15 protein-coding genes are annotated in these 15,975 nt (G+C 71.4%); 4 read left to right on the top strand and 11 right to left on the bottom strand.

Features of this window, described 5'->3' with window-relative positions; translation table 11 throughout:
* Positions 1–52: 52 nt before the first annotated feature.
* On the bottom strand, positions 53–961 hold the full coding sequence (locus AC0VYD_RS07335; RefSeq protein WP_475479178.1) for a carbohydrate ABC transporter permease: 909 nt from the start codon (positions 959–961) through the stop codon (positions 53–55).
* 190 nt (positions 962–1,151) lie between these two features.
* Between AC0VYD_RS07335 and AC0VYD_RS07330 the strand changes: the two genes are divergently transcribed.
* The gene (locus AC0VYD_RS07330; protein WP_475479177.1) at positions 1,152–1,439 is read left to right on the top strand and encodes a hypothetical protein; all 288 of its coding nucleotides are present in this window, start codon (positions 1,152–1,154) and stop codon (positions 1,437–1,439) included.
* Positions 1,440–1,510: 71 nt separating this feature from the next.
* Here AC0VYD_RS07330 and AC0VYD_RS07325 read toward each other — a convergent pair whose 3' ends face one another.
* The 5 genes from AC0VYD_RS07325 to AC0VYD_RS07305 form a co-directional block, all read right to left on the bottom strand.
* Complete coding sequence (locus AC0VYD_RS07325) at positions 1,511–2,410, bottom strand: carbohydrate ABC transporter permease (RefSeq protein WP_475480212.1); 900 nt, start codon at positions 2,408–2,410, stop codon at positions 1,511–1,513.
* A gap of 60 nt (positions 2,411–2,470) precedes the next feature.
* Entirely contained in the window at positions 2,471–3,754 is a 1,284-nt protein-coding gene (locus AC0VYD_RS07320) for a sugar ABC transporter substrate-binding protein (RefSeq protein WP_475479176.1), read from the bottom strand.
* A gap of 133 nt (positions 3,755–3,887) precedes the next feature.
* Positions 3,888–4,373, bottom strand: coding sequence for a hypothetical protein (locus AC0VYD_RS07315; protein ID WP_475479175.1), 486 nt, complete (start codon positions 4,371–4,373; stop codon positions 3,888–3,890).
* Positions 4,374–4,590: 217 nt separating this feature from the next.
* Positions 4,591–5,877 (bottom strand): class I SAM-dependent methyltransferase, encoded by a 1,287-nt coding sequence (locus AC0VYD_RS07310; RefSeq protein WP_475479174.1) that lies wholly within the window; start codon positions 5,875–5,877, stop codon positions 4,591–4,593.
* A 125-nt stretch (positions 5,878–6,002) separates the two neighbouring features.
* Positions 6,003–7,466, bottom strand: coding sequence for an FAD-binding oxidoreductase (locus AC0VYD_RS07305; protein WP_475479173.1), 1,464 nt, complete (start codon positions 7,464–7,466; stop codon positions 6,003–6,005).
* Positions 7,467–7,705: 239 nt separating this feature from the next.
* On the opposite strand from AC0VYD_RS07305, the gene AC0VYD_RS07300 reads away from it, so the two are divergent.
* Positions 7,706–8,485 carry a glutamate racemase gene (locus tag AC0VYD_RS07300; protein WP_475479172.1) on the top strand — a complete coding sequence of 260 codons (780 nt, stop codon included), beginning with the start codon at positions 7,706–7,708 and terminating at the stop codon, positions 8,483–8,485.
* 29 nt (positions 8,486–8,514) lie between these two features.
* On the opposite strand, the gene AC0VYD_RS07295 is transcribed toward AC0VYD_RS07300, so the two are convergent.
* Entirely contained in the window at positions 8,515–10,050 is a 1,536-nt protein-coding gene (locus AC0VYD_RS07295) for a hypothetical protein (RefSeq protein ID WP_475479171.1), read from the bottom strand.
* Between the two features lie 187 nt (positions 10,051–10,237).
* On the opposite strand from AC0VYD_RS07295, the gene AC0VYD_RS07290 reads away from it, so the two are divergent.
* The gene (locus AC0VYD_RS07290; protein WP_475479170.1) at positions 10,238–10,585 is read left to right on the top strand and encodes a hypothetical protein; all 348 of its coding nucleotides are present in this window, start codon (positions 10,238–10,240) and stop codon (positions 10,583–10,585) included.
* A gap of 258 nt (positions 10,586–10,843) precedes the next feature.
* Positions 10,844–11,368 carry a DUF6315 family protein gene (locus AC0VYD_RS07285; protein WP_475479169.1) on the top strand — a complete coding sequence of 175 codons (525 nt, stop codon included), beginning with the start codon at positions 10,844–10,846 and terminating at the stop codon, positions 11,366–11,368.
* Between the two features lie 147 nt (positions 11,369–11,515).
* Here AC0VYD_RS07285 and AC0VYD_RS07280 read toward each other — a convergent pair whose 3' ends face one another.
* From AC0VYD_RS07280 to glsA, 4 genes are all read right to left on the bottom strand, one after another.
* Positions 11,516–13,660, bottom strand: a complete 2,145-nt coding sequence (locus AC0VYD_RS07280; RefSeq protein WP_475479168.1) for an ATP-dependent DNA helicase — start codon at positions 13,658–13,660, stop codon at positions 11,516–11,518.
* Positions 13,661–13,755: 95 nt separating this feature from the next.
* The gene (locus tag AC0VYD_RS07275; protein WP_475479167.1) at positions 13,756–14,229 is read right to left on the bottom strand and encodes an SRPBCC family protein; all 474 of its coding nucleotides are present in this window, start codon (positions 14,227–14,229) and stop codon (positions 13,756–13,758) included.
* The gene (locus tag AC0VYD_RS07270) at positions 14,222–14,572 is read right to left on the bottom strand and encodes a metalloregulator ArsR/SmtB family transcription factor (RefSeq protein ID WP_473036012.1); all 351 of its coding nucleotides are present in this window, start codon (positions 14,570–14,572) and stop codon (positions 14,222–14,224) included. Before AC0VYD_RS07270 ends, AC0VYD_RS07275 begins: the two co-directional genes overlap by 8 nt.
* A gap of 94 nt (positions 14,573–14,666) precedes the next feature.
* Positions 14,667–15,926 (bottom strand): glutaminase A, encoded by a 1,260-nt coding sequence (glsA, locus tag AC0VYD_RS07265; protein WP_475479166.1) that lies wholly within the window; start codon positions 15,924–15,926, stop codon positions 14,667–14,669.
* Positions 15,927–15,975 lie beyond the last annotated feature (49 nt).

Here is a 15,975-nt window from a genome sequence, read left to right as displayed (position 1 = left end):
GGGCAGGAGGTGGCCGACCCGCGGGTCGGCCACCTCCGCCGCGCCGCCGGGGCTAACCCTTGACCGCGCCCTGGGAGAGCCCGGCCACCAGCCAGCGCTGGACCAGGACGAAGAACACCATCACGGGGATGGTGATGATCGTGGAGGCCGCCATGACGTGGCCCCAGTCGTTGGCGTACTGGCCGAAGAACTGGCGCAGGCCCACCGCGACCGTGTAGTTCTCGCTCTGGGTCATGAAGGTCAGCGCCAGCACGAACTCGTTCCACGCCACGATGAACGAGAAGATCGCCGTGGCCACCAGGCCCGGGGCCACCAGCGGGAACAGCACCCTCCAGAACATCTGCGGCCAGGAGGCGCCGTCGATGTAGGCGGCCTCCTCCACCTCCCTGGGGACCGCCGCCACGAAGCCGCGCATCATCCAGATCGCCAACGGCAGGGACAGCGCCACGTAGACGATGCTCAGGCCCAGCACGGTGTTGAGCAGCTGGAGGTCGCGCACCTGGATGAACAGCGGGATGACCAGCGCCTCCAGGGGCACCATCTGCACGACGAGGATCATCACCAGCACCGCGGTGCGGAACCTGAAGCGGAAGCGCGCCACCGCCACGGCCGCCAGCATCGACAGCACGCACGCGAAGGCCACCGTGATCCCGGCGACCGTCAGCGAGTTGCGCAGGTACAGCCCGAAGTTGCCCTCGGTCATGACGTACACGAAGTTGTCGAGGGTGGGCGCGGTCGGCAGCAGCGCCCCGCCACCGGAGGTCGTGCTGGACGAGAAGGCGCTGACCAGCATGAAGTAGACCGGGAAGAGGGTGAAGAACAGGATCGCGCCGACCCCGGCGGCCTTGCCCAGGAGGCGGCCCGCCCGGAGCCTGCCGCCCCGGCGCCGGGAGGCGCGAAGCCGTGCCCGCCACTCGGCCCCGGTCAGGTCGGGGGCCCTCTCAGCGGTGTGCGTGTCCAACGGACCTCCTCGTGGGCGAAGGGGCTGCCCCCGGGGCCGTGCGGGGCTCCCCGGCGGCCGTCGGGACCCGGTTCGGGAGAGCGGCCCCGCCGCCGCCGGAGCAGCGGGCGGCGGGGCGCGCCCCCACCGGACATGCCCTAAAATCCTCCTCGATCGGACGGGTGCGGAACGGGAACGGGCGGTGGAGAGCGTGAACGACCCTGCCGCGCCCTCCCCCACCGAGGTCATCACCGCCTGGATCCCGCACGACGCCCGGTTCCGCGACAGCGCGGTCCGGCACGCCCTGCGGGACGCCAGCGGCCGACGGCTCCACGTGTACGTCGACAGCCTGGTCAACCGGGACAACGACGACGGGAGGCCGCTGAGCGACTACGACCTGCGCACCATGGCCGCGGTCCGCGAGGACCTGGACCGCCGTTCGCTCACCTCGGTGGACTGGCGGGCGGTGCGGGAGAAGCTGGTCCCCGACCCGGGCTGAGTACGGCCCCCGGAGCGGGGGGAACGCCGGTGTACCGACGGCCGGCGTGCTGCGGAGCTGGTGCGGCGCGGTCATCTCAGCTCGTCCTCCCGGAACATCGCGCGCAGGTACAGGACGGTCACTCCCAGGAGCAGCAGTGTGAGCATGGCCGCGATGGCCGAGCCCGTACCGAAGTCGTTCTGGCCGAAGGACCGCACGTAGGCCCACACGCCCAGGTTGAGCATCTGGGACCCCGCGACGTCACCGCCGGGCATCAGGTAGATCTGCGCGAACACCTTGAAGTCCCAGATGGTCGACAGCACCGTCACGACCGCGAAGACCGGGCGCAGCGTGGGAAAGGTGACGTGCCAGAAGCGCTTCCAGGCGCCCGCGCCGTCGATCCGCGCCGCCTCGTGCAGCTCCCCGGGCACGGTGAGCAGTCCGGCCAGGACCGTGACGGCCACGAACGGGAATCCGCTGTGCACGATGTTGAGCGTGACGATCGCGTAGAACCAGAACCGGTCGGCGAACCAGTTGTAGCCCGCGGGTTCGATCACGCCCAGGGCCTTGAGGGCCTGGGCCACGACCCCCTGGTCGACGTCGAAGATCCAGATCCACACGTAGGTACCGCTGACCGCGGGCATCGCCCAGGCCACCATGATGCAGGAGACCACGACGACCCTGGTGACGGGTTTGAGGTTGGCCAGCAGCAGGGCGACGAGCGTCCCCAGGACCACCGTGGCGAGCACCGCGACCACGGCGAACACGACGGTGTTGACCAGGACGACCCGCCACAGGTACGGGTCGGTCAGGAGCGCGGCGTAGTTGTCGAGGCCGATGAAGTCCGACTCGCCGGAGACCAGGTTGCGGAGCTTGAAGTCCCGGAAGGACAGCCACCCGATCCGGAAGATGGGGAACAGCAGCAGGAGGCCGATGACCCCGAGCGGGGGGACGAGCAGGGCCCAGGGCAGGAGGGCGCGCCGCCTGCGCATGCCCAGGACCGGCGCCCGCCTCCCGCCTTCGGCCGGTCGGACCGGGGCGGTGAGGGGCAACTAACTGCCCTCGTTGAGGATGCGCTCGATGGCCTCGGCCGCGCTGTCGGTGGCCTCCTCGACGGTGGCGTTGCCGTTCAGGATGTCCTGGTGCATGCCGACGATGACGCCCTCGGCCTCGACCCGGGACCAGGCGGGGACGGCCGGGGTGCTGCGCCCGGCTTCCAGGAGCTGGGTCGCGAACGGCCGCACCAGCGGGTCGTCGGAGTCCGCGTACGCCTCGATCTCCGCGACGCCCGCGGGGAAGAAACCGCTCTCCTGGCCCCAGCGCTCGAAGTACTCGCCGCTGGTGAGGAGGTCGACGTACTGCCAGCCGGCCTCCTCGTTGCCGGTGCCCTCGAACACCGACAGCAGTGACCCGCCGGCGAAGGAGTCGGTGTAGCCGCTCTCCTGGCCGGGCAGCACGAAGACGCCGAGCTTGTCCTCCAGGTCCGGGTTGGACTCGATGATGGCCTTGGGGTTGGAACTGTTGGAGATCGCCATGACGGCCTGCTCGTCGGCGAGGGACTCCATGACGTCGATCTCGTTCCAGTTGACCGCGCCCGTGGTGGACAGGCCGTCCTCCAGGGCCAGGCCGGTGAAGAACTCCACCCCGGCACGCCCCTCCTCGGAGTTGATGGTGGAGGTCCAGGTTCCGTCGTCCTGCTGGACCGCGACCTCCCCGCCACCGCCCCAGATCCACGGCATGACCGAGTACTGGGCCGATCCGGGCACCGGGAAGGCGATCATGTCCTCCTCCGCCTCGGCGAGGTCGAGCGCGGTCCGACGCAGCTCGGCCCAGTTCTCCGGCTCCTGGTGCCCGTGCTCGTCGAAGATGTCCTTGCGGTAGATGATGGAGCGGATGGAGGCGTACCAGGGCACACCGTAGGCGGCGTCGCCGATGACGCCCATCTCGTACATCTCCTGCTGGAACCGGGAGGGGTCGTCGATGTAGCCGGACAGGTCGTGCAGGGCGCCGGCGTCGGCGAACTCCGGGGTGAAGGTGGTACCGAGCTCGATGACGTCCGGCGTGGTACCGCCCGCGATCGCCGTGGAGATCTTGTCCTGGGCGTCGGCCCACGGCACGAACTCGACGTCGACCTCGATGCCGGTCTGTCCGGTGAAGGTCTCGTTGACCGCGTCGAAGAAGGCCGTGGCGTCCGGGTTGGTGCCCTCCATGATCCACACCTGGAGGCTGTCGGCGGACGCGTCGCCGCCCCCGCCGCCGCATGCGGTCGCCGCGAGCACCAGTGCCAGTGCGGCTGCGGGGAGGGGGACGTACTTGTGTGCTCGTCTGCGGGCCATCGGCTCGCCTCCCGTTCCTTTCGAGGGTCCCCTGAGGGTTGGTAGGAAACCTACGTAATGAACGGCGTCTTGTGAAGTAAACCACTGCGACTTGTGGCTGAGCCGTTAGGGCGTGTCCGGTGGGGGCCGTTCCTCAGCCGCTCAGGCCGGACACCTGGCGCAGGGTGGAGACGAGTTCGGCGCGCTTGTAGACGGCCAGCCCGATGGCGGCGCAGAAGGCGGCGAGCATGTGCACGAACACCATGGGGTCGCCCTGGGCGAAGCGCTCCGCGGCCTCCTCCTCACCGACCGAGTGGGCCTCCCATGCGGTGGAGACCGCGAACTCCAGCTCCGGCGGGAGCATCTCCGCGACGGTGCGGGCCACCGCTTCGCGGGAGTCGGCGGGTTTCCACACGACACCGGTCCCCTGGACCCGACGGCCGAGGAAGGCCGCGATCACCTTGAGCTCGGAGTGGACGTCGTCGACGTCGTCCGCCGCCCGGGGGACGACCCGGTCCAGTTCCTCCCGGTTGTGGTCCGCGTAGGCGCTCACCAGAGCGATCGCGGTCTCCTTGACGTGGTCCGGCAGGTCGTTCCCGGGTGTCTGCTCGCCCCGGGGCGCGTTGTCGTCGGAGGACACTGTGGGGTCCCTTCACGGTGCTGGGTGCGGACTCCCGGGCCCAGGGCCCGGGCGGTTCGTGCGGCGGTTCGGTGCGAGGGATCGCGTCGTGGGACGCGTCGGCACCATGATGCCGTCTCGGGGCCGCCGTGTGGTGCAGGCCGGGGCGTGCGGGCGGGGGTGTCCGCGTCGCGCGAACACCCCCGTGCGGTCGCCGTGCCGGTCCGGGAGGCGGCGGTCAGAAATCCGGACGCAGGGGCATACGGGCGTCGGTGCCGTCGAGCTTGGCCCCCAGGATCTGGTGGAGCTGCACGACGTCGCGCTCGAAGCCCAGGACGCACCCGGCCATGTAGAGCCGCCACACGCGCGCGGTGCCCTCCCCGACCTCCGCGACGGCCTCGTCCCAGTTGCGTTCCAGGTTGGCCCCCCAGTGGCGCAGCGTCAGGGCGTAGTGCTCGCGCAGGTTCTCCTGGTGGCGGATCTCGAACCCGGCGTCGTTCATCGCGGTCTGGATCTGCCCGGGTCCCTCCAACTCGCCGTCGGGGAACACGTACCGGTTGATGACGCCCTTGGCGTTCATGGGCTTCAGGTCGTTGCGGGGCCGGGTGATGCAGTGGTTGAGCAGCCGTCCGCCCGGCACCAGCTTGTCGTTGAGCGAGGCGAAGTAGGCGCCCAGGTTCCTCGCCCCGATGTGCTCGGTGAGTCCGATCGAGCTGATCCGGTCGAAGCTGCCGTCGGGCACGTCCCGGTAGTCCATGTACCGGATCTCGGCCAGGTCGGTCAGACCCTCCTGCGCGATCCGCTTGGCGCCCCACTCGGCCTGCTCCTTGGAGAGGGTCACCCCCACCGCCTTGACGCCGTACTCCCGGGCGGCGTGGCGCACCATCCCGCCCCACCCGCAGCCCACGTCGAGCAGGCGCATGCCCTCCGCCAGGCCCAGCTTGCGGGATACCAGGTCGTACTTGCGGAACTGCGCGGACTCCAGGGCCCCGTCGAAGGCGTCCACCCGGTCCAGGGAGCCGTCCTCCTCGTCGAAGACCGCACAGGTGTAGGTCATCGACGGCCCGAGGACCATCTCGTAGAACTCGTTGGACACGTCGTAGTGGTGGTGGATGACCTCGGCGTCGCGCTCCTTGGAGTGCCGCATCCCCCGGCCGAGCAGGGTGCCGGGCCGCATCTCCTGGGGCGGCGGCGCCACCCTGTTCACGAACTTGACCCAGCCGACCGAGCGGACGATCTCGAGGACGTCGCGGGCGGAGACGTCGACGCCCTTGGTGAAGACGAAGTCCGCCATCCGTCTGAGGGCGGTGTACATGTCGCCCTCCAGCTCCAGGTGGCCGGAGACGTAGGCGCGGGTCAGGCCGACGGCGTTGGGCGACTGGGCCAGGTAGTTGACGGCGACCGGGGTCCGCACGTTCAGCGTGACCTCGCTGTTCGGGTCACCGGCGGTGCTGCCGTCGTAGGCGGTGAAACGGATCGGTGCGCCAGGGCCGACGACGCGCTCGAAGATCTCTGCAAGCCGCATGCTCTTGTTCCTTTCCCCTCTCGGATGCGGCCCGTGGCCATGGGTCGCCTCCCGGTGGTGGTGTCCGACTGTTCAGCGGTGGTGTCCGCCGGCCAGCGACGCCTACTGGAGCCGGTGTCGACTGTTCAGCGGTTGCGTACGCACTTGGCGTACAGGTCCAGGAGCCGACCGTCCGGGTCGTAGGCCTCCTTGAGGTGGTCGTAGGCGGTGCCGTTGTAGAGCTCCCAGAACTCGTCCTCGGTGTAGAAGGCGTCCGAGTACAGGGACTTGTGCCCGCCGAGCCGGGACACCTCCTCCTCCACACGGCGGTTGTGGTGGGCCCGGCGCTGGCCGGGTTTCATGTCGACCATTCCCCAGAACCCGAAGTTCACGTAGAGGCGGTCGTTCTCCAACGGGTACAGCGGCCAGACGTGTCCGTCCTCGGCCAGGCCCGGGCGGCGGGGTTCGCGCAGCCGCAGCGGGCACATCCACACCGGGGTCATGCCGACCTCCGCGTGGTAGAAGTCCAGGAACTCCGCCCCGCGCTCGATCCCCACCTCGACGTCCTGGATGAGCGGCTCCTGCGGCGGGCGGCCCCGGTAGTGGTTCAGCAGACGGGAGAAGTCGGTGCGCCGGTCCCAGGCGACCAGCCTGCGGTAGACGTCGGAGCGTTTGAGGGAGCGCGGCCACAGCGGGCGCACCAGCGGGTTCTGGGTGCCGAAGGCGCGGGAGCACCAGAACCAGTCGGTGTCCCAGCGCCACAGGTAGTCATGGGTGGTGAGGTAGTCGCCGGGCCCGGCCGTCGACCCGGACTCCGCGTAGCGGGGGATGGAGCGGTAGTAGACGTCGTTCCCGGTGTAGTCGCTGGTCCAGGGCGCCCGGTCGGTGAAGCGGGCCAGGGACAGGTAGAGCTCGCCGGGGCCGAAGGCGACCCCGTCCACGAAGTCGACGGGCTGCCCCTCGTGGGCCGCGTCGGCACAGATCCGGCCGAGGGCGTCCATCGCCTCGTCCGCGTCGTGGAACCTGAGGTGTCGCAGGTGTACGTAGGGGGAGACGGGTTCGAGTTCGATACGCAGGCGGAGGCTGTAGCCGAGCGTCCCGTATGAGTTGGGGAAACCGTGGAACAGGTCCCGGTGCTCGTTGTCCCGGCTGGCGGTGACGACCTCGCCCGAACCGGTGAGGATCTGCATCTCCTGCACCGACTCGTGCGGCAGCCCGTTGCGGAACGAGGAGGACTCGATGCCCAGACCGGTGACCGCCCCGCCCAGGGTGATGGTACGCAGTTGCGGTACGACCATGGGCATGAGGCCGTGGGGAAGGGTCTCGGCGACGAGCTCCTCGTAGGTGGTCATGCCGCCGACGTCGGCCAGGCGCTCCACCGGGTCGATGGAGATGACCCCGGAGAAGGCCGACACGTCCAGGGCGGGGGCCGAGGAGGGTTCGCGGAAACGGAAGAGGTTGGAGGTCGGCTTGGCCAACCGGACCGGGGCTCCCTCCGGGAGCTCCCGGTACTGCCTGCGCAACCGCTGGACCGCCGTGATGTGCTCGGCGAGCCCTGACCCGGGGTTCGCCTGCTGCCCCGAAGTCGTACCGGGCTGTTTCGGAGTCATGTCGGATCCCCTGACTTTCTCACGAGCTACGACGCACAGCGCGGGTCGGCCGGGACCGGGACGGCGTTCCGCGGCAGGCCGATCCCCTCAGTTCTACCTATCGGTAACGGTCCTCGGCCACCCCATTTCGGTACGTGTCTTGCCCTTCGGGGCGCCCGGCGGAACCGACGGCAGGAGCCAGAAGCCCTCACCTGCGGTGTTGTTATGGCCACGCCCTGATCCGCGTAGGATTCCGTTCCGTGCGCATCGCTCTCGTTGACTCCGGTATCGGCATGCTGTCCACCGCCGCCGCCCTGCACGCGGCCCGGCCAGACGCGGACCTGTTCCTGTCCATGGACCCGGACCACATGCCCTGGGGTCTGCATACCCCGGAACAGATCATCGCCCGGGCCCTGGCCGGAGCCCGGGCGGCCCTGGACGCCGCGGGCTCCCTGGACGCCGTGGTCGTGCCCTGCAACACGGCGTCGGTGCACGGCCTGAACGAGTTGCGCGCCGAGTTCGAGCCCGGGGTCCCGGTGATCGGCACGGTCCCCGCCATCAAGCCGGCGGCCGCCCCGGGGACCCCGATCGCGGTGTGGTCCACCGAGGCCACCACCTACAGCGCCTACCAGCGCCGTCTGGTGGAGACCTTCGCGCGGGACGTGTCGGTGGCCCCGGTGGCCTGTAAGGGCCTGGCCGAGGCGGTGGAGTCCGCCGACCCCGGTCTGGTCGCCGACGCCGTGGCCTACGCCGCCGCTCTCACCCCCGCCGACGTCCGCGGGGTGGTGCTGGGCTGCACGCACTACGACCTGGTGGGCGAGGAGATCTCCGAGGCCCTGTCCGGTCGTGCCGAACTGTTCACCGCGGCCCGGGCGGTGGCCGCCCAGGCCCTGCGCAGGATCGGCGCGGACCGGGCGGCGACCCGCGGGACGGGAAGGGTGACCGTCCTGGCCAGCGGTCGCCCCGCGGCCCTGCCGGAGGCCGCCCTGAGCTACCCGGCAGGGCGCTCGCTGGTGACGGGGGCCGGCCCGCGCGGCTGAGGACGGTGACCGGCCTCGGCCGCGCGACCTCAGCGACTCGTGCTGAACTGCGCGGCCCCGGTGCTGAGGACCCCGCCGCCCTCCGGCTGGAGGGCCCCGGCGGCGAGCGTGCTGACCAGGTTCCGCACCCCCGCGGTGTCGTTGTCGTGCAGCAGCGTCTCCAGCAGCGACAGGGCGGCGCGCTGGTCGCCCGGCTGCGCCCGGACGTGGCGCCACTGGGGCTCGGTGGCGGCGTCGGACAGCATCAGGGTCCGGCCGACCTGGCCCAGGGCGCTCAGCAGCGCCGTGTCGTGCGGCTGCTCCGCGAGCGCCACGTTGACCTGTTCCGCCTGCTCCTCGGGGTTGACGTCCTCGGTCCGCTGCGCCCGGAGGAACTCCAGGATGTTCTGCGCCGGAGCCATCGGCTGGATCGGCTTCATGCTCCGCACCATCGACCGGACCTCCGCGAGGTCACCGATGATCTCCTCGGCACCGCCGAGTTCGCGGATGAGGCGTTCGGCCCGCTGCGCGGAGCACTCGGCCACCCAGCGCGCGCCCCGGCCGCTGGCCAGGCGGGTGGCGGCCAGGGCGAGCTCCGCCCCGCGCCGCGGCGCGCCCACCCGCTCGAAGTAGCGGGACCAGCTCGTCACCCGTACGCCGAGCCGCCAGTCGTTGCGGACACTGCCCTGGCACACCAGGTTCTCCACCGCCTCCACCCAGGCCGGGCGCAGCCTCGGGTAGGTCTCGGCCTCCTCCACCGTGGGCAGCAGCCCGATCGCCCTGTGGGCGTCGCACAGGCCGAGGCGGGCCAGCCAGGACAGGAGCCGGGCGCGCTCGAAGCGGATCACCCGGCGCAGCGCCGTGCGCCGCGGGTTGCCGGCGGGGTCGCCGGTGTCGCCGAGGCCGAGTTCGGCCTCCATCCGGTCCAGGGCGTCCAGGGCGTCGGTGTGCCTGTCCTGGTGGCGCAGGGCCCGGACCATGGAGAACACCCCGTCGGCGCCGAGGAGCGCCGGACCGGTGGCGGTGTGTTCGTAACGGCGCAGCTCCGCCTCGGCACGGTCGGCCCGGCCCTCGTCGATGAGCAGGTGCACCCGTGCCAGCGTGAACGCGGGCCAGGCCGGGGTGCTCTCCCAGCCGGACAGGCGCTGGGCGCTGAGCAGTTCACGGCGCTGTTCCGTGGTGCCCTGGGCGTCGACGTTGGCGTGGCAGCGAACGAGTGTCTCCAGCGCGGAGACCGGCAGCGGCCCGTGCGCGTGCGGAGCGGGCTCGTCCTCCGCGGCCGCCCGTGCCTGCTCCAGCGCCCTGCGGCCCTCGGCGAGCGCTCCCACGCGCACGGCGAGCGGCCAGTGCGCGAGGAAGAACAGTGTCGGCGGACCGAACACCCCCGGTACCGCGGCCTCGGTGTTGCCCGCTTCGGCGACCAGGCGCCTGGCGGTACGCATCGCCGACCTGGCCAGCGCCTCCACCTTGACCGCGTCGCCCGCCTCGCTGAGCTGAGGCAGGCCGGTGACGGCCTCGGCCAGTTCGTCCTGCCCCGCGGCACGTAGTTGGCGTCCTGCCTCCCCCGCCCATGTCCACATCGTCATACTCTCCCCCTGACTGAGTCACGCGTGGACAGAACGTAGCAGCGCGGTGACAGAGCTGTCCGGAAAACGCTGGAAACCGGTGCAGCCTGGGCGTTCGGAGCCCGGCTGTGACCGATTCCGGGCCGATACACTCGGCGGTGCGCATGGACGACAGTCACGAACAGGCATTAAGGGGACATGAGCACCCATGGGATGGCGAGACCGCTTCGGGCTCCGTAAGGCCAACCGCAAGGGCAAGGCCCGCTTCGACCGCGTCTCCGAGGATTCGGACGTCAAGGCGCTGATCGAGTTCGCCAAGAGCCGGGTGGGAGTGGAGTTCTTCGTCGAGCCCGAAACCTTCGCCACCCGGACCACCGCCGTGGCGGTCGCCACCGACGGCGAGTGGATCCGTCGGCGCTGCGGTTCCCCGGAGGTCATCCGCAAGGTCGCGAGCAAGCTCGCGGTGCCCGCCTACGACGTGCAGATCGTCGGCTACCCCCAGCGGATGCGCGACTGGACCGCCCGCAACAAGCGCGGTCTCAGCATGGACGAGTGACACCGCCCCGGTTTCGCACCGCCCCGGGCCCCGCTGGGACAGCCCTTCCCGGGCCCCGGCGGGAGCCCCCGCCGAAGGGCTCCGAGGAACTCCGCCCGGGGTGAGGTCGGCCACGCCGACGCCCCCTCTGAGCACGTCCGAAACCCGTCGCCCGGTCATTTTGGGCATTGATGACGAGTCCTTGCCGCGACTTCCTCTCCGAACGGGTTCCCTAACGGCCCCCATCCGTCGCATACTCACCTGGGAGGGGGGACTCCGATGAAGCAGGATCTCACTGCCTTGTGCTGCGAATGCGGCATGGTTCGCGAGGTGAGCGACCACCAGAGCGTCGGCGAGGCGCAGTCCGCCTACGGACTGGCCCGCTGCGTGGTCTGGCGCAAGTGCCGCACCTGCGGTTACCGCACCTACCACGCCTACCTGCGGACCGACGAGGAACGCGACGAGCTGGAGGACGCCCTCCGGCTCGACGGCGCGCTGGCCGCGGAAGCACTCGACGAGGAGGTGGAGCAGCTCCGGTTGTGCGGGGTCGAGGTCGGCCACGCCCCCGTCCCGGCCATCTGGGACGGCCAGTCCGTGGGGATGGTGACCCAACGGCTCACCGACCACGCCTACTCGATCGTGCTGGACCCCGAGTCCTCGGTGGTGTCCCGGCTCAAGCTCATCGACATGATGTGGAACGAGCTGCTGGTAGGCGAACACGACGACCGCTGGCAGATCCAGGAACCGGAGGACAACTCCCCCGGCTACGCGGTCCGCCTCTTCGGGTACCGCACCAAGGGCTGAGCCGGCACGGGTGCGGAGCAGCACCCCGGAACAACAGGAGAACCGCACGGGTACGGGGCGCGGGGCCGCGGCCCGGACGGAACGACGGCAGCGGCCGGACACCCCCACGGGTGGCCGGCCGCCGTCGTGCCGGGATCGGGCCCCGGATCAGGCCGCGGTCTCTCCCCGGTCCGCCCCGGCCTTCTCGGCCAGGCGGCGCAGGGCGGAACGGGCGACCTCCGGGTCGGCGGTACCCCAGTACGGGGGCAGGGAGGCCCTGAGGAAACCGCCGTAACCAGCGGTGGCCAGGCGCGGGTCCAGGACCGCGATCACCCCGCGGTCCTCGGTGGAGCGCAGCAGGCGTCCGGTGCCCTGGGCGAGCAGCAGCGCGGCGTGGGTGGCCGACACCGCCAGGAAGCCGTTGCCGCCGTGGGCGGAGACCGCGCGTTGGCGGGCCGAGGCCAGCGGGTCGTCGGGGCGCGGGAACGGGATGCGGTCGACGATGACCAGTTGGAGCGAGGGGCCGGGCACGTCGACGCCCTGCCACAGGGACAGGGTGCCGAACAGGCAGGACCGTTCCTCCTCCGCGAAGCGGCGGACCAGCTGGCCGGTGGAGTCCTCGCCCTGGCACAGGATCGGCTGGTCCAGGCGTTCACGGAGTTCGTCGGCGGCCTGCTGGGCGGCCCGCATCGAGGAGAACAGGCCGAGGGCGCGGCCGTCGGAGGCCTCGATGAGCCCGGCGATCTCGGCGAGGTACTCCTCGGAGAGCCCGTCACGGCCGGGCTTGGGCAGGTGCCGGGCGACGTAGAGGATGCCGCTGCGGCCGTGGTCGAAGGGGGATCCGACGTCCAGTCCGCGCCAGCGCGGTTCCCCGGCGGCACGGTGCGGGCCGTCATCGTCGCCGTCCGACGGGCCCTCTCCCGCAGTCTGCGCCGCGTCCCCGGTGCCCTCGGCTGCCGGTGCGGGTTCGGGGCCGGTGTCCGGCACGTCGGCGCGGGCGGCCCGGTCCGCGGCTTCCTGGGCGGCCTCGCGGCCCAGCCCCCACTGCCGGGCGAGGGCGGTGAAGTCGCCGCCCAGGGTGAGGGTGGCCGAGGTGAGCACGACGGTGCGGTCACCGAAGAGCTTCTCCCGCAGCAGCCCGCCCACCCCGAGCGGGGCGACGTTGAGCGCCGGCGGTCTGGACATGCCCTTGGTGAGCCAGACGATCTCGGTGCGGTCGCGGAGCGGGGGCTCGTAGGACTCCAGGACCCGTTCGGCGGCCTCCCGGACCTCGCCGAGCGCGGCCAGGGCCAGGCGGCGGTCGGAGGCGGTGTCCGGGTCGAGTTCGCCCGGGGAGGGACCGATGGCGGCGACGCAGGCGGCCGCGGCGTCCCTGGTCGCGGCCACCGCGCCCGCCAGGCCGTCGTCGATCTGGTCGAGGCGGCCCTCCGGAACCTCGGTGAACATCAGGGACAGACCGTCGGCGCACTCGCTGAGCCGTTCGCTGACACCCGGTTCGACCAGGCGTGCGGCACGTTTGGCGGCGGCGGTGACGGCGCGCTCGGTGAGGGTTCCGGTGGCCACCGAGGTGGCCCGGTCGACGAGTTCGTGGGCCTCGTCGATCATGATCGTGTTGTGCTCGGGCAGGATGTGGTAGCCCTGCGACATGTCGATGGAGAGCATCGCGTGGTTGGTGACCACCACGTCCACGCCGGTGGTGGCCTCCCGGGCGAACTCGGCGAAGCACTCCTGGCCGAAGGAGCACACGCGGGCGCCCATGCACTCGTTCCCGCCCACGGAGACCTGGCGCCAGGCCAGGTCGCTGACGCCGGGGACGAGTTCGTCGCGGTCGCCGGTGAGGGTGTCCTCGGCCCATTCGTGCACGCGCGCGACCTGGCGGCCGAGGGAGGAGAGTTGGCGGGCGTCGAAGAGTTCGGTGCCTTCCGCCTCCTCGTCCGACGCGGTCTGCATCCGGTTGCGGCACAGGTAGTTGCGCCGTCCCTTGAGGACCGCGAACGTGGGCTCGCGGGGCAGCAGCGGGGCGAGCGCGGCGGCCAGACGCGGCAGGTCGCGGTCGATGAGCTGGTTCTGCAGCGCGATGGTGGCCGTGGAGACCACCACGGGTGTCCTGGTCGCCATCGCGTGTCTGATCGCGGGCACCAGGTACGCCAGGGACTTACCGGTGCCGGTACCGGCCTGGACCACCAGGTGTTCGCGTTGTTCGACCGCCGAGGAGACGGCGTCGGCCATGGTCTGCTGGCCCTCTCGGCTGCTGCCGCCCAGGGCCTTGACGGCCGCGCCGAGCAGGGTGGGAACGTCGGGGAGATCTGCCACGGGTCGACAGTACCGGGCCGCGACGACAGGTTCGGTGTCGTCCACAGGCGGTTCTCCGGTCCGGAAGGCGCGGTCCGGACCGGAGGCGACCGGGGTCAGCGCAGGGAGCGCAGGACCTCGTCGAGCTTGTCGAGGGACTGCGCGAGCCCCGACTCCATACCGGAGGCGACCATGCCGTCCCGGTCCTCGACGGACTGGAAGAGCGCCACGACGCGGTACTCGGTGCGGCCGTCGGCCTCCTCCAGGGTGAGGGTCTCCAGCGAGACGTGGCCGGGGTAACCCTCGAACTCGAAGGTGCGCACCATCCGCTCCGGGGCCCGGACGTCGTGGTGGACCCCGTGGAAGGCGTACACCTCGCCGTCCCGGGTCCTCTCCGAGGTCCGCCACGGGGTGCCGGTGCGGACCTCGGTCGGGTCGACCTCGGTGGCGGTCTCGTCCAGCCCGAACCAGCGGGCCACGAGCTCGGGCTCGGTCAGCGCGCGCCAGACCGTCTCGCGCGGCGCGTCGAAGGTGCGGGTGATGAGGATGTCCTGGCGGCCGGGTTCGGCGACGACCTGGAGGTCACTCATGGTTCTTCTCTCCCTCGGTGCTGTTCTGGATCCTGCGCAGTTCCCGGTCGAGGCGGCCGAAGCGCTCCTCCCACCGGTCCCGGTAGCGGTCCACCCACTGGTCGACCTCCTCCAGGGGGGCGGCCTCCAGGCGGCAGGGCCGCCACTGGGCGTCGCGCCCCCGGGTGATGAGTCCGGCCCGCTCCAGGACCTTCAGGTGTTTGGAGATCGCCTGGAGGCTCATGTCGAACGGTTCCGCCAGGGTGTTGACGGTCGCCTCGCCCTCGGCCAGCCGGGCGAGGATCTCCCGGCGGGTCGGGTCCGCCAGTGCGGCGAACGTGAGGCTGAGCGGGTCGTTCGCCATCAGTGAATTCAACCTCCCAGTTGATAAACCGTTAGGTTGATTATGCGCCCGGAGGACCCCCGGGTCAAGGGGAGCGGGAGGCTTTCCGCGGCGGTCAGGCCCGGCGTACGCCGCGGGGGTCGCTGACCGTGGCGTCGACCCCGGCGTCGGCGAGCTCGGTGAGTTCGGCCGCCAGCAGCGACCGGGCCGCGTCGCTGAGCCCGGAGACGCGTTCGAGGGCGACGCTGACGGAGGTGACCCGTGCGTCGTCGATCGCCTCCGCCAGCCGGGAGACCACCTGCTCGGCGGCGAGGAAGTCGATCTCGCCGCGCAGGCGGACGTCGAGCGTGCCCCCGGCCCGGGTCACGCTGTGCATCGGGGACGGGGGCTCCGAGGGGGTCCGGAGCATGTGCAGGTCGTAGTCGTCGGAGAGCCGTTCCAGGGCGGCCACCCCGCGCACGCTGTTGCCCGCCTCGTCCAGCGGCGGGCTGAACACGCCGAGCCCGAACGCCCCCGGCGCCGAGGCGAGGATGCCGCCGCTGACACCGCTCTTGGCGGGGATCCCGACGCGCAGCCCCCACTCCCCCGCCCGGTCGTACATGCCGCAGCTGGCCATGACCGACAGGGCGTGCCGGGCGGTCCGCTGGGACACGACCCGGCGCCCGGTCACCGGGTTGACGCCGCCGACCGACAGGGTGGCCGCCATGACGGCCAGGTCGCGCACGGTGACGCTGAGGGCGCACTGGCGGAAGTAGTCCTGGACGGCCTCCTCGACGGGCCCGACGAGGACCCCTCCGGCCAGGCTCAGGTAGCCCAGGGCCCGGTTGCGGTGCCCGGTCTCCGCCTCCGAGCGGTACACGTCCTCGTCGACCGACAGCCGGCGGCCGGCGAAGTCGGAGAGCACGGAGCGGATGTGCTCGAACCGCCCTTCCGCCCCTCCGACCAGGGAGGTGGTCACGATGGCGCCCGCGTTGATCATCGGGTTCTCCGGGCGGCCGCGCTCGTCGAGGCTGATCGCGTTGAACGGCTCCCCGCTGGGCTCGGCGCCGACGTGTCCGTGGACGGCGTCGAGACCGAGTTCCTCCACCGCGACCGCGTAGACGAACGGTTTGGAGATCGACTGCAGCGTGAAGGCGTGCTCGGCGTCGCCGACGCAGTAGGAGCGGCCGTGGGCGCTGACCGCGGCGATGCCGAACGCGTCCGGGTCCGCGTGCGCGAGTTCGGGGATGTAGTCCGCCACCCGACCGCCGGTCAGAGCGGCGACCTCCTCGCGGATCCCCTCCAGGACCCGGCTGACGGGACTGCCCTCGTCAGCCTCCCGGACCTCGTCCGGTTCGGGCCCGTCGGTCGGCTGTCCGTTCGCGGCGTGGTCCATACGCCCAGTCTAGGAAGGGAGTGCCCGGCTCCGGCACTGGCCACGCGGC

This window comes from Nocardiopsis sp. iso_40 (assembly GCF_056173285.1).
Note: the sequence above shows the minus strand (reverse complement) of the source record. Positions and strands in the feature narration are given on the sequence as shown.

What these genes read in the sequence shown, in the direction of transcription:
- AC0VYD_RS07325 (WP_475480212.1), bottom strand. Translation starts at nt 2,410, where the DNA reads ATGCGCAGGCGGCGCGCCCTCCTGCCCTGGGCCCTGCTCGTCCCCCCG.
- AC0VYD_RS07285 (WP_475479169.1), top strand. Translation starts at nt 10,844, where the DNA reads ATGAAGCAGGATCTCACTGCCTTGTGCTGCGAATGCGGCATGGTTCGC.
- AC0VYD_RS07295 (WP_475479171.1), bottom strand. Translation starts at nt 10,050, where the DNA reads ATGACGATGTGGACATGGGCGGGGGAGGCAGGACGCCAACTACGTGCC.
- AC0VYD_RS07310 (WP_475479174.1), bottom strand. Translation starts at nt 5,877, where the DNA reads ATGCGGCTTGCAGAGATCTTCGAGCGCGTCGTCGGCCCTGGCGCACCG.
- AC0VYD_RS07320 (WP_475479176.1), bottom strand. Translation starts at nt 3,754, where the DNA reads ATGGCCCGCAGACGAGCACACAAGTACGTCCCCCTCCCCGCAGCCGCA.
- glsA (WP_475479166.1), bottom strand. Translation starts at nt 15,926, where the DNA reads ATGGACCACGCCGCGAACGGACAGCCGACCGACGGGCCCGAACCGGAC.
- AC0VYD_RS07275 (WP_475479167.1), bottom strand. Translation starts at nt 14,229, where the DNA reads ATGAGTGACCTCCAGGTCGTCGCCGAACCCGGCCGCCAGGACATCCTC.
- AC0VYD_RS07290 (WP_475479170.1), top strand. Translation starts at nt 10,238, where the DNA reads ATGGGATGGCGAGACCGCTTCGGGCTCCGTAAGGCCAACCGCAAGGGC.
- AC0VYD_RS07270 (WP_473036012.1), bottom strand. Translation starts at nt 14,572, where the DNA reads ATGGCGAACGACCCGCTCAGCCTCACGTTCGCCGCACTGGCGGACCCG.
- AC0VYD_RS07305 (WP_475479173.1), bottom strand. Translation starts at nt 7,466, where the DNA reads ATGACTCCGAAACAGCCCGGTACGACTTCGGGGCAGCAGGCGAACCCC.